The sequence below is a fragment of the Mycobacterium tuberculosis complex sp. N0072 genome (assembly GCF_030323725.1).
Classification (GTDB): Bacteria; Actinomycetota; Actinomycetes; order Mycobacteriales; family Mycobacteriaceae; genus Mycobacterium; species Mycobacterium tuberculosis.
Genome location: NZ_CP040689.1, coordinates 3,458,389 through 3,471,245, shown reverse-complemented (window position 1 = coordinate 3,471,245; position 12,857 = coordinate 3,458,389). Strand labels below are relative to the sequence as shown.

Here is a 12,857-nt window from a genome sequence, read left to right as displayed (position 1 = left end):
TTTTCAGTAGGTGTCGGGCTCGCATTCGGCGAGCCGCGCCCAATGCGGGCTGGGGAAAGCCTAGTCCTGGCTCGGCATCCCGTTCAGCTTCCGAATCGTTTGAACTTCGCCGTCCCGATACGGCCGGCCGTTGGGGTGTAGCAGGTCGTGAAACCACACCTTCGGGGGCGCGCGGTAGGGGTGATCCCACGAATCCCACGGCAAATAGGTCTGAGTCTTTCCCGCCACCAAACCCCAATTGAACGCACCAACGTTGTGCCGCTTAGCAATCGGCAGGATTCCCTCGACAGTGCTGCCTTGGGACCGCGCCAGGTACTCGGTGCACAGGATTGGCCGCTGCAACGGAGCGAGCTCAGCGATGCGGCCCTCGAATTCGGCCGGCGCGGCGTAACTGTGGAAGGTGATCACGTCGGCGTTGTCGAGTTGAATGGCGCTGATGGTGCTGCGGCGTCCGGGATCTCCCCAATTCCCTTGCCAGACACCACTGGTCAGCGGTTGAACCGGATCGACCGTGCGGGCCCATCGGAACACTTGGGGGAGGAGCTCCGCGACGCGCTCGAGCTTGTCTTTCCTTTCCACCTTGCGATACACGCGCGCGGGATTGTCGGGTTCATTCCACAGGTCCCAACCCAACACGCGATCGTCGTTGCGGAATTGGCCCAACACACCCGTGACGTAGTTGTACAGCGTGCTGGCATAGCGGCGGTCATCGAGGCGTTCAGCACCCGGACTTTGCACCCACCCGGAGTTGTGCACCCCAGCCCTTGGCGCCCGCTGCCGACCCGGTCTGGGGAGCGGGTCCCAGCAGGAGTCGAACAGGACAAAGAGCGGTTTGATGTGGTATCGCGCCGCGATGGCGACGAACTGCGCGAGCCGGGTTTGGAAACCGGGCGCGTCTTGGGCCCACAGCAGGTCGTGGAGGAAGACTCGCACGGTGTTGAACCCGTGAAACCGCGCAAGGCCCAGCTCGTTGTCGATGCGCCGGGGATCGTATGTGCCTGGCTGGAACATCTCGAGCTGGTTGATGGCGTTCGAGGTGATGTAGTTTGCACCGACGAGCCAGCCGTGCGCTTGATACCAGCGATGTGCGCGGTCGGCCGACCACCGGCCTGGTTCTCCGGCGGCGGCCCGCGGCGCTTGGCCCAGCACCGTGCCTGCCGCCAGCAGCAGCGGGAGCTTCAGGGCCGTTCGACGGTGCACAAAATGACGATAGTTTCCCGGCCAAGGTGTACGGCCTTGTTCGGCGACGTGGTTCGGCTTGCATTATCGATTCGCAACAATTTGAGGTTGGGAATCGTTATGAGGACGCCAGCTTGGCTTTAAAGCCCGGCCCCGGTTCAGGTGTCACATTGCGCGCGGTGATCTCCTCGCCGCAGTGGGTACAGATCAGGCGTGGGTCGGCGTGCTCGCCGCAGGTGTGGTGGCGCAGCTTGATCGGTGGTCCTTCTGGGCGTGGCAAGTACTCATCCCCCCACTGCATGAGGACGACGATCGCGGCGAACAGATCGCGGCCCGCTTCGGTGAGCCGGTACTCGTGTCGCTCGGGGTCGGAGGAATATGGCACCCGGTCAAAAAGACCCACCTCGACGAGCATCCGCAGCCGCGAGGACAGCGTGGGCCGCGGAATGCCAAGGTTCCGCGCGAGCTGACCGAACCGCCGCACCCCGAAGAACGCCTCACGCAGGATAAGCAGCGTCCAGCGTTCACCGACTAGCTCGAGCGCCCGGCCGACCGACTCCCCTTCGAAGCGGTGGGATAGATCGGAAACGGCCATGGTCCACCAACTGTACCTGGTTCAATGACTGAACCAAGGGTGGTAACTTCATTGAACCGCCACCGTCATCAGGAGCCGCCCGTGAACCAAAGCGAAACCGAGATCGAGATCCTCGCCGAGAAGATCGCGCGGTGGGCCCGAGCGCGATCCGCGGAAATCGAGCGCGATCGTCGGCTGCCAGACGAGCTGGTGACCCGGCTGCGCGAGGCCGGCTTGCTGCGCGCCACCATGCCGCGTGAGGTTGCGGCGCCGGAGCTGGCACCCGGGCGGGCGCTGCGGTGCGCCGAGGCGGTGGCGCGTGGTGACGCGTCAGCGGGATGGTGTGTGTCGATCGCGATTACCAGTGCCCTGCTGGTCGCCTACCTGCCGGCGCGCAGCCGCGAGGAAATGTTCGGCGGGGGGCGGGGTGTCGCGGCGGGGGTGTGGGCGCCACGTGGCACGGCCCGGTCCGTCGACGGCGGTGTCGTGGTGTCCGGACGCTGGCCGTTTTGCAGCGGGATCAACCACGCGGACATCATGTTCGCCGGCTGCTTCGTCGACGACCGGCAAGTGCCGTCGGTCGTCGCGCTGAACAAGGACGAGCTGCAGGTCCTCGACACTTGGCACACATTGGGTTTGCGTGGCACCGGCAGCCACGACTGCGTTGCCGACGACGTCTTCGTGCCCGCTGATCGCGTGTTCTCGGTGTTTGACGGACCAATCGTGGACCGGCCGCTGTATCGCTTTCCGGTGTTTGGATTTTTCGCGTTGTCGATTGGCGCGGCTGCGTTGGGCAATGCGCGCGCCGCGATTGACGATCTGGTCGAGCTGGCCGGCGGCAAGAAAGGGCTTGGGTCCACTCGGACCTTGGCGGAACGTTCGGCGACCCAAGCCGCGGCGGCAACCGCCGAGTCGGCGCTGGGCGCCGCCCGCGCCCTGTTCTACGAGGTAATCGAGGCGGCCTGGCAGGTCAGCCACGATGCCGAGGCGGTACCGGTGACGATGCGCAACCGGCTGCGGTTGGCGGCCACGCACGCGGTACGGACCTCGGCCGACGTGGTGCGCAGCATGTATGATCTGGCGGGCGGCACCGCCATCTACGACAACGCACCGCTGCAGCGCCGGTTCCGCGACGCATTCACCGCTACCGCCCATTTCCAGGTCAACGAGGCATCACGCGAACTGCCCGGGCGTGTCCTGCTCGACCAGCCGGCCGACGTGTCGATGCTATGACCGATATCGAAGTCGCCCTACCGTTCTGGCTTGACCGCCCCGACCACGAGGCAACCGATGTCGCGCTCGCGGCCGCTGACACGGGTTTCGCTGCGCTGTGGATCGGCGAAATGGCGACCTACGATGCGTTCGCGCTCGCGACCTCGATCGGGCTCCGCACGCCAAACATGACGCTGAAGGTCGGACCGCTAGCCGTCGGCGTTCGCGGTCCGGTGGGGCTGGCGCTAGGGGTCAGTTCGGTCGCTTCTCTCACCGGCTGTCGGGTTGACCTCGCGCTGGGAGCTTCCAGTCCGGCGATCGTGGCCGGCTGGCATGGCCGACCTTGGGCGCACCACGTGCCGGTCATGCGCGAAACCATCGAATGCCTGCGGTCGATATTTACCGGTGCGCGGGTCGAATACAGCGGCCGTCACGTCAACAGCCGCGGATTCCGGCTGCGCGGTGCGGCGCCCGATACGCGAATTGCGTTGGGGGCGTTTGGACCTGGCATGATTCGCCTGGCCGCGCAGCACGCCGATGAGGTCGTGCTCAACCTGGCATCGCCGTTCCGTGTCGGGCGGGTTCGTGCGGCGATCGACAGCGCAGCCGCCGCGGCCGGCCGTGCCGCGCCGCGCCTCACGGTGTGGGTGCCGGTCGCCGTCAACCCCGGTGCGGCCGCGCACTCCCAGCTGGCAGCTCAGCTGGCGGTGTACCTCGCCCCGCCCGGCTATGGCGAAATGTTCAGCGCGCTGGGTTTCGACGGCCTGGTCCGTAGCGCGCGGTCCCGGGCTACTCGCCGCGAACTGGCGGTCGCTGTCCCCAGCGAACTGCTCGACCGGGTGTGTGCGTTGGGTAGCCCCGATCGAGTGGCGGCCCGGCTCCGCGCCTACGCGGATGCCGGTGCCGATTGCGTCGCGGTCGTGCCCGCCACCGCTGAAGACCCGGGGGGCCGGGTGGCTCTGCGAGCGCTGCGACCCGGCGGGCTCTACGGCACCGCTGGCGACAACGACGGCAGACGGTAACCTCGATCGTGATGGCGGAGTCGCGATGAGCGGCGGTCTGTTCGGACTGCTGGACCATGTCGCGGTTCTTGCACGGCTGGCCGCCGCCTCGATTGACGACATCGGCGCCGCCGCCGGTCGTGCGACGGCAAAGGCTGCGGGAGTGGTCATTGACGACACGGCGGTGACGCCGCAATACGTCCACCGGATCACCGCTGAGCGTGAGCTGCCGATCATCAAACGCATCGCGATCGGGTCGGTGCGCAACAAGCTGCTGCTCATCCTTCCCGGTGCATTGCTGCTCAGCCAGCTCGTGCCGTGGCTGTTGACCCCGCTGCTGATGTTGGGCGCCACGTATCTGTGCTACGAGGGCGCCGAAAAGGTGTGCGGCGTCATCGGCGGCCGTGGCCACGACGCCGCGCCGCAGGTCGCCGAACGCGAGCTGGTGGCCGGGGCGATCCGGACCGACTTCATCCTATCCGCCGAGATCATGGTGATCGCCCTCAACGAGGTGGCCGACCAGCCATTCGTGCCGCGCCTCATCGTCCTCGTCATCGTCGCCCTCGTCATCACCGCCGCGGTGTACGGTGTCGTCGCCGTCATCGTCCAAATGGACGACGTCGGCCTGCGCCTCACCCAGACCGCGTCCCGATTCGGGCAGCGGATCGGCGGGGGCCTGGTCGCGGGGATGCCCAAACTGCTATCGGCGCTGTCAGCGGTCGGGATGGGAGCCATGCTCTGGGTGGGCGGCCACATAGTGCTTGTGGGCAGCGACCACCTCGGCTGGCACGCCCCGTACCGCCTGGTTCACCACCTAGATGACCACCTGGTGGGGTCTGCTGGTGGCGCGCTGACCTGGTTGGTCAGCACCGCGGCGTGCGCGGCGACTGGGTTGGTGATCGGAATCGTTGTTGTTGCACTTGTGCACCTGGTTTGCTTTCGACCGCCGAGGTCGCGTTCCCTGTAGCCGTCGCTAGGTCAGGTGGCGGCTTCGCCATCGCCGAAACCGGCCCGTGGGCGCCTGAATCGCGGCCATCACGGCGCTCATCGACGAGGCCGCCGACTTTGTGCGTTCCTTGGGTTCGGCGGCGGGGGGCCTGTCGCCTTCCCACCACGTCGGCTCCAGCAGCGCCGATGTCACCGCAATCGCCGGTTCGACGCTGTCGCGCCCCCACCGGCAAGCCCGGTCGATGGCCGCCGCGGACGGCGCCAGGTTCACCGGCGACAGCGTCGGCTCGAATCGGACGAGGTGGTCGGCGTAGGGCAGGTTGCGCACCATCTGCAGCTGGACCGCCTGGGTGATCGGTACCAGCCACAGATGTCGGGGGTCCCAGTGCGGATGGAAGCAGTCGAACGCCAGATAACACGCGTTGCGGGTGCCGAGCCGCCCGTCGCGGACCCGCTCCCACGCCAATTCGACCGGGACGTTGCTGGCCGCGCCGCCGTCGACCATCGCCGCGACGTCCTGGTCGGCGCACAACTCGTCGAGGATTGGCAGCATCCGCGGGTCGCTGGTTTCGTGGTGCAGCACACCGGGGATGGCCGACGAGAAAGACGCCGCGTCAACGACGTTGACGTCGCGTGTCGCGCCGTCGGCGCTGATGACGATCGGCTTGACCACCCGCAAGTCGATGAAGGCCGCGACTTGCCACATGCGTGCCGCCACCCACGGGCCGATACCGATCGGCAGAAACGGCAGCGACCGCAACGTCAGTGTAGACCGCTCGCGATGGCGGAACCTGGACGGCAGCGCCGCATAAGGCTGCCTGCGCACACCGGCGACGACGACATCGAACGGGATTGCCAGATCCGACATGCGCATCCGTTCGCCGTCCGCACGGCTGAGCAGGGTATGGGCGAACTGGTCGAAGCGCAGGGTGAACATTCCGGCCAACCCGTGGCGGCTGCGCCGCCGCTCCGGGCCCAGGATGGCGCGGTAGGACACCGTTTTGGCCCACTCGGCGTACTCGTCGATCGGCACCGGCAGTTCACGGGCCACCAGGCTGCCGATGATCGACCCGAACGACGAGCCGATCATGTAGTCGGGCACCTGGCCGGCCGCCAGCAGCCGTTGCATGCCGCCGATGTAGACGAAGCCCGCGCCCCCGCCGCCGCCGAGGACGGTCACCAGCTTCTTGTAGCCGACCTCGGCGTCGAGTTCCGTCGCGGAGAAGTCGCTGCCGTGGCGCTCGATGAGCACTCGACGCTGATCGTCCTGGTCGTCGACCAGCGTCGCCAGCACGTCTTTCGCGCCCTCCAGCGCCGTGACCGGATCGGGCTCCTCGCGCAGCGGTGCGTACAACGCGTCGACGACCCGGGACCGCCAAGGCGCGACTTGGCCGCCCACCGAGATGTCCCCGCGACCGCGGCTTCCGCCCGGCCCCGCGGCCCCCGGTTCGAAGTCGGCCAGCCTGGCGAAATTGAGGATGTAGCGCAGCTTGCGCAGCTGTTCGCCGCTCAACACGTCCGGATTGGCTAGGTGGTGCCGGACGAGGCGGTTCTCCATCTTCTGCAGCAGCAGGGCCGGTTCGGCGGCCAGCAGGTCGGCGGGGCTCAGGGATGCGGGGGGCTCCCCGGACTCGTCCTCGAACTCCTCGATCAGGTCGAGCGCTGCCCCGCGGCGACCCAGCCGGCTGAGCATCCCATCGGCAAAGGGGATCGGCATGGGGTCAATCTTCGCGGTTACCGTCCCGGCACTGCGATGGTGGGTAGCGCTGAGCTTCCCGGCCAGCAACCCAGCGGGCTGATTCCCTTGTTGATCGCGGCCGTAATGCAGTTCTGCACCACCACGTTGGGGTCGTCGCTGATCGAGCGGGACAGGATCTCGTTGGCCTTGGCCTGGGCCTCGGCAGTTCGCTGTGCTTCCAGGGCGATCGAGGTCTGCGCGCGCTGCTGGTTGAGCTGGTTGATCTTGTCCTCGGTGCTCTGGTCGTACTGGATGGTGGGCACATTGACATCGAAAATGTCGACCTGCCCGCCCACGTCCTGGCGCAGGATGTCGGCGGCGCGCTTGGCCAGCGAAGGCAGCGGGGACACGTCGAGGTTTCGCGGGTCCAGCGGGTTGAAGCCGGCGAACACCTCGTTGAGCGCCACCGAGAGGTTGCGCTCGATCAGGTTGACGCGCACGTTGTCGAAGGTCTTGTACTGCTGGAACAGTTCCGGGGCAGCGGCCTGCTTGAGTTGCCAGCGGATGCTGACGTCTGCCAGCGCGGTGGATTGATTGCCCAGCCGCACCGTGATGCGCTGATCGGTGTTGCCTTCCTTGACGTACTTGTCGATCTGCACCGCACCATCCATGGGATGGGTCATCTGCCAGGGCCACTTGCCGTGGAAGCCGTTGTTCAGGCTTACGCCGGTGGGACGGCCGAAGGTGGTCATAATCGCGAACTGGCGGGTGCCAACGATGGTGAAACAGCCCAAGAAGAAGAACACGGCCGCCGCTGCCACGGCGGCTATTGTCACTGTTTTGGCCCGGCTGCGCGTCGTGTCATCGGAGGGGAGTCGCCAGAACAATGCCGCGACGCCGGCGACGATCACGCATATCACGACGAACACGATCTGCCATGTCATTCCTGGACTCCTTTGCTGGGTCGGGGAGTACGCGGGCCAGGTGCGTGAAGAATACTGCGCCGCAGACACGTCGGCGGGCTTGGTAGTCGCACTGCAAGGTGAGCGGTGGTAGTTCGAAGAGTCCCGATGGAGGCCCCGGGTGCGCCTATCCTCGATCGCATTTGGAGCCGAATACTGGCTGGCCCCCAGCGGTTTTACGCGCGCACCACAAAACTCGGTTGATCGCTTCCTGTTCAACGTGCCTGGAGCCGTCGACGCGCTGTGCGTGACCCAATCCCGAAGACGTGAAGAGGGTCTTCACGGCGAGCAACTCGGTCCTTCAGCTGACCCCGGCGATGGACCGGCTCACCACGCGATCTTCGGCGAGCACACGCTGGTCAGCATGGAAGGCACCGCGCCGACCGGCGCTACGCCAGCCCGCCCTTCCGCGGAAAGGCGCTGAGGTCCTACGAGCGGGCCATGGAACGCGTGACCGAAAGGCGCTCGCCACCTGGCCAATGGGCGAGGAGGTCCGTTTCCGAGACCGCGCCGGCCCGATCGCGCTCGACATCGTCGCCGAGGTCATCTTCGGGGTCGCCGACAACCCGCGCGCCGAGCGGGTGCGAGCGCGGGCAATCGCCTGGCTGGACACCAGCCGCAGCACGCGGCGGGTGATCCAAACCGCATGGGGCGACAAGCCGCGGCGGCCGCTGGACCCGAAGCTACGACCGGATCACCGGCTCGCGGCTGGCGGTCGAGGCCCTGGTGCAAGAGGAGATCGACGAGCGCCGCCGCATGAACGGGCAACTCAAACACACTCAACGGCAACGGATTACCGGTCGCTGCGCCGGAGGGCCCGATCCCGCTCGATGACGACGAGGGGCTGCGTGCGTACGTTGCGCGCTACCTCGTTCCCGGCATCGTGCGGCTCGCGCCGTCCTAGCGGCTCGGGCCGTGCATCACTTCGGCACCGTCGCCGAATACTGTTCGCGCAGCACCGTTTTGAGGATCTTGCCGGTCGGGTTGCGGGGGATGGCCTCGGCGAAGATCACCTTCTTGGGCAGCTTGTAGCGTGCGAGCCTGGTTCCGCAGTACTCGACGATCTGCTGCTCGCTGACCTCGTTCTGGTCGGCAACGACGATGGCGGCGGCGATCTCGCCCCACTTCTCGTCGGGCAAGCCGATGACCGCCACCTCGCTGACCCCGGGAACGCCGATGATCACACTTTCGATCTCGGCCGGGTAGACGTTCTCGCCGCCGGAAATGATCATGTCCTTCAGCCGGTCCTTGATGTAAAGATAGCCCTCATCATCGATTTCGCCGATGTCGCCGGTCCGGAACCAACCGTTGTCGAAAGCGTCGCGGGTGGCCTCCGGGCGATTCCAGTATTCCTTGAGCAGGATGTCGGACTTGATCACGACTTCGCCTTCGCCGTGCTCGCGGATCACGCCGTCGTCACCGCGCACGGCCACGTCGGTGAACATGGTGGCGCGTCCGGCCGAGCCGGCTTTGCGCAGCGCGTCTTCGCTGAGCAGCAGGGTGCCGCCGCCACAGGATTCGGTGAGCGCGTAACCCTGCACGACCTCGATGTTCTTGGCGGCATAGATCTTGATCAGGGCCTCCGGCATGGGCGCGCCACCGGTGATGAAGTAGCGGAAGTCGGGCGCGTCGAGTTCGGCGAACTCGGGCACCTGGCGCATGAAGTTGAGGATCGCCGGCACGGCGCCACCGATACAGACCCGCTCCTCGACGATCAGTGACCACACCTTCGTCGCATCGAACTGCGGCATCGAGATCAGCGTGACGCCGCGCATGGCGCTGAAGATGACCGTCGTCAACGCCGCCACGTGGAACATCGGCAGCGGTAGCAGCAGGCGGTCGCGGTAGCGCACGTCGATCGTCGAGGCCCAGGAACTGGCCGCCGAATGCACCGATTCGTGGGTATGCACCACTCCCTTGGGATGTCCGGTGGTGCCCGAGGTGTACATGATGAACAAGTTGTCATCGCCGCCGCATTCGACCGCCGGCTCGTCTGCGGCCGCCGACCTCAGGCGTTCGGCCAACGAGTCGGCGCCTATCCAGTCGGTGACCGTGCCCGGAGGGTCGGCCTGCGCCCTGATGGCGTCGATCACCGGCGCCGACGGCGCACCGTAGATCACCACCTTGCTGCCGCTGTCGGACAGGATGAAACTCACCTCGGGTGCGGCGAGGCGGGTGTTGATAGGGACCGCTACCGCGCCGAGCTTGGCCGCGCCATAGAACAGGCAACAGAACTCGACGCTGTTGGGCATCAGCAATGCCACGCGGTCGCCCTTGGCGATCCCCAGCGCGGTGAGCACGTCGGCGCACCGGTTCGCCAGCGCGTTCATCTGCGCGTAGGTCATCCGGACGTCGGTGGACGGCTCGACGTAGGCTTGCAGCCGCGGCGAGACGGTCGCGCGTTGTCTGAGCATCCAGCCAATGTTCTTCATGGGGTTCTCGACTTCGATGTTGTGGGACTCGTTGTGCCGGCTTCGGTTTGGAGCTCGGTGAATGCCCGTTGCATGAGTTCGGCCAGCCGGGAGGGTTCGTGCACGGCTTCCGGTGCCGCGCCGATGGCGATGCACAGCGCGGTGTTGATGCTGGCGAAGGTGACGTTAAGCCCGGCGCCCGGCGGCACGATGGGCAGGCCACTGAACGCCACCAGCGGCGCACCGGCAAGGTAGAGCTGCTCGGTGGGCCCCTTCATGTTTGATATCACCACATTCGCGCTCGGCAACTTGCCGAGCAGGGGCAGGGCGTCCGCCACCGTCAGGCTGCCGAGCAGTAGCAGCGCGTAGGCCTGGCGGGACGTCGTTTGCATGCCGCGCCCTTTGTCCTTCGCGCGTGTGGTCGCCGCGTTGATTTCCTTAAGGCGCTCAACGGGACTCGCCTTGGGTGCACCCATCGGGACCAGTTCGGCGCTCACCCGGTTGCCACCGCCCTCGCCCGACTTCTCACGCAGCGACATCGGCATGAACGCCACCAGCGGCCGGTCGGTGGACGCCTGGTGTTCGGCGAGGTAGTGGTGCAGCGCGTCGTCGATGACCGTCATCACCACGTCGTTGACCGAGGTGCCGGTCGCCTTGGCCAGGGCCTTGACGTCGGCGAGCGGCAACTCGACGTTCCCGTACGCGCGCGCCGCCGATTTCGCCGTGTTGTTGAACAGAGTGCGTCGCGCCGTGAAGGGCAGGGACGCCTTGCGCGCCTTGAGGCTCAGTGCCTGCGCACCAAGGTCCGCCGCGTCCGCGCTGACGCCGAACAGGCCGCTCGGCAGCTTGGTCAGCCCCTTGATCATTCCTTGCAGTTGTCCTTGCAGTTGCGCCCTGCGCGACACCGTGGCGGGGGTGCGCCGTGGCCGGTCGGCGCCCTGCGCCGACATCCAGGGACCGGCCAGCGTCGTGTCGTCCGGTGAATCGGAGAGGAAGTTGCGCATCGCGCGCAGGCCGCCTTCACCGTCGATGAGCGCGTGGTGCACCTTGAGCAGGATCGCGATCCGGCCGCGCTCGATGCCGTCGATGATGTAGCACTCCCACATCGGGTGGCCCCTATCGAGCAGGCCGGTGTTGAGGAACGAGACCGTTTCGTGGAACTGCTGCATGGAACCCGGTGCGGGCAGGGCGAGGTGTCGAATGTGATAGCCCATGTCGGGCTCGACGGTTTCCCACGCCGCAACATCTGTGCCCAGCCATTTCAGCTTGTGATTGAAGGGCTTGGCCGCCTGGCTGTGCCGGTAGGCATCGAACAGGCGCGGCCCGAACGACGATTTCTGTCCTTTCGGCTTTTCGAAGATCGTGTAGGCGGCCATGTGGTTGGGCCGGTTGGCCCGCTCCAGCAGCAGGAAGGACAGATCGATCGGATTGATGCGGGTCATGTGGCCATCTCCTTGGGCGTGGCTTGGGCACGGGCCGCCGCGAGCAGCTCCTCGTGCGAGGCGCGGAAGCCGCCGACCAATTCCCAGGTGTTCCGAACCGCGACTGCGTCGGCCATTACGCACAGGTTGAACTGGTCGCAATAGCTCCAGACGGTCATGTTGAGCGTGGCGCCGTGGGAGATCTGCCCGGTGGAAAACCACTGGTCGACGCGCCAGCGGCCGAGATACCGCGGCTCACGCGGCCCCGGCACGTTGGACACGACCACGTTCTTGAAGGTGTCGAAGCGGCCCTTGGTGCGCGCGTTGGCACGCGCCAGGCCCGAGATGAGGCGTTCCGGCAGCAGCTCGACCACCGCGCCGACGTCGGCGTCCTTGGTCTGGGCGAAGTGCTGCTTGGTGGCCTCGGCGGCGAGGTGGGTCGCGTGTAGCCGCTCGAGCGGGTCGGCGATGTCGGCGCGTAGCCAGACGTAGTCGACCGACGAGTAGTTGCCGGGGTGGGCGCGCTCGGCCGCCGGGGTGACCGCGAGCGGCATCGTGGCCACCATCGCGTCGGTGGGAGGGGAGCCGCAACGCTCCAGATAGCGACGAACGGCACCGGCCACACACGCCAAAAAGACGTCGTTGATGGTGACGCCCAGCGTCTTGCTCACCTCGCGAACCTCGGCGAGCGGGAACGATTCGCAGGAGAACCGCCGGCTGCGCGACAGCCCGCGCTGAAACGGGCCCGGCGGTGCGGAGCGGTCGAACGTGGGCGGGACGCGCCGGTCGCCGTCTTTGGCGAACTCCCGTTCGATGCGCACCCGATCACGAACGGCCCGCACGGTCGGCGCGATCTTGCCGAGCCTGGAGGGCAGGTCCCGCAGGGCCCAACCGAGGCGTTGCCGGGTGGACGGCAGCGGCGGCGGCTCCCACGGGGGCGCAACCACGGGGGCCTCGTCAGGCGTGTCGTTGTAGAACACGGCGAGCATGTCCAGCACGCCGACGCCGTCGGAGTAGGCGTGGTGCAGCAGCGTGACCAGGGCGACGCGGCCGCCGTCGAGGCCCTCGACCACCCAGGTCTGCCACAGCGGGCGGTCGCGATCCAGCGGGTGGGCGTAGATCTGCTCGACGAGCGCGCAGAATTCCGCCATCCCGCCCGGGGCGGGACAGACGACCCGGCGCACGTGCGCGTCGAGGTCGAATTCGGGATCCTCGACCCAGATCGGGTGATGCAGGCCCAGCGGTGTGGGCAGGTACCGCAGCCGGAAGACCGGAAGCAGGTGGGCGCGCTCCTCGAACATCTGCCGCGCCTTCGGCCACGACCAGCCGTCCGGGTCGGTCGACGGGTCGAGCACGCTGATCTTGAGGGTGTGGTTGTAGGCGCTGCCGCCGTCGAGATACAGCATCAGCGCGTCAACGCCGTTGAGCCTGCGCATCATCGTCCTCTCTGGATTCGTGGTTGGTGGAAGCT

At 66.9% G+C, this 12,857-nt stretch carries 10 protein-coding genes; 3 read left to right on the top strand and 7 right to left on the bottom strand.

What is annotated here, in order from left to right; genetic code table 11:
- Positions 1-60: 60 nt before the first annotated feature.
- Both FF952_RS16330 and FF952_RS16325 read right to left on the bottom strand, forming a co-directional pair.
- The gene (locus FF952_RS16330) at positions 61-1,200 is read right to left on the bottom strand and encodes a glycoside hydrolase 5 family protein (protein WP_003904991.1); all 1,140 of its coding nucleotides are present in this window, start codon (positions 1,198-1,200) and stop codon (positions 61-63) included.
- 97 nt (positions 1,201-1,297) lie between these two features.
- Positions 1,298-1,774: a winged helix-turn-helix transcriptional regulator gene (locus tag FF952_RS16325; protein WP_003416099.1), complete on the bottom strand. Its 477-nt coding sequence runs from the start codon at positions 1,772-1,774 to the stop codon at positions 1,298-1,300.
- 81 nt (positions 1,775-1,855) lie between these two features.
- Between FF952_RS16325 and FF952_RS16320 the strand changes: the two genes are divergently transcribed.
- The 3 genes from FF952_RS16320 to FF952_RS16310 are packed head-to-tail and all read left to right on the top strand — an operon-like array spanning position 1,856 to position 4,933.
- A complete protein-coding gene (locus FF952_RS16320) occupies positions 1,856-2,986 on the top strand; it encodes an acyl-CoA dehydrogenase family protein (protein WP_003416097.1) in 1,131 nt (376 codons plus the stop codon).
- The gene (locus FF952_RS16315) at positions 2,983-3,987 is read left to right on the top strand and encodes an LLM class F420-dependent oxidoreductase (protein ID WP_003416094.1); all 1,005 of its coding nucleotides are present in this window, start codon (positions 2,983-2,985) and stop codon (positions 3,985-3,987) included. Before FF952_RS16320 ends, FF952_RS16315 begins: the two co-directional genes overlap by 4 nt.
- A gap of 25 nt (positions 3,988-4,012) precedes the next feature.
- Positions 4,013-4,933, top strand: coding sequence for a DUF808 domain-containing protein (locus tag FF952_RS16310; protein WP_003416091.1), 921 nt, complete (start codon positions 4,013-4,015; stop codon positions 4,931-4,933).
- 6 nt (positions 4,934-4,939) lie between these two features.
- Here FF952_RS16310 and FF952_RS16305 read toward each other — a convergent pair whose 3' ends face one another.
- The 5 genes from FF952_RS16305 to FF952_RS16285 form a co-directional block, all read right to left on the bottom strand.
- Entirely contained in the window at positions 4,940-6,631 is a 1,692-nt protein-coding gene (locus FF952_RS16305; protein WP_003900628.1) for a patatin-like phospholipase family protein, read from the bottom strand.
- A 17-nt stretch (positions 6,632-6,648) separates the two neighbouring features.
- Positions 6,649-7,536, bottom strand: a complete 888-nt coding sequence (locus FF952_RS16300; protein WP_003416086.1) for an Rv3090 family protease — start codon at positions 7,534-7,536, stop codon at positions 6,649-6,651.
- A 938-nt stretch (positions 7,537-8,474) separates the two neighbouring features.
- Positions 8,475-9,986 (bottom strand): long-chain-fatty-acid--CoA ligase FadD13, encoded by a 1,512-nt coding sequence (fadD13, locus tag FF952_RS16295; protein WP_003416081.1) that lies wholly within the window; start codon positions 9,984-9,986, stop codon positions 8,475-8,477.
- Positions 9,983-11,407, bottom strand: coding sequence for a WS/DGAT/MGAT family O-acyltransferase (locus tag FF952_RS16290; protein WP_003416079.1), 1,425 nt, complete (start codon positions 11,405-11,407; stop codon positions 9,983-9,985). Before FF952_RS16290 ends, fadD13 begins: the two co-directional genes overlap by 4 nt.
- Positions 11,404-12,822, bottom strand: a complete 1,419-nt coding sequence (locus FF952_RS16285; protein WP_003904170.1) for a WS/DGAT/MGAT family O-acyltransferase — start codon at positions 12,820-12,822, stop codon at positions 11,404-11,406. Before FF952_RS16285 ends, FF952_RS16290 begins: the two co-directional genes overlap by 4 nt.
- Positions 12,823-12,857 lie beyond the last annotated feature (35 nt).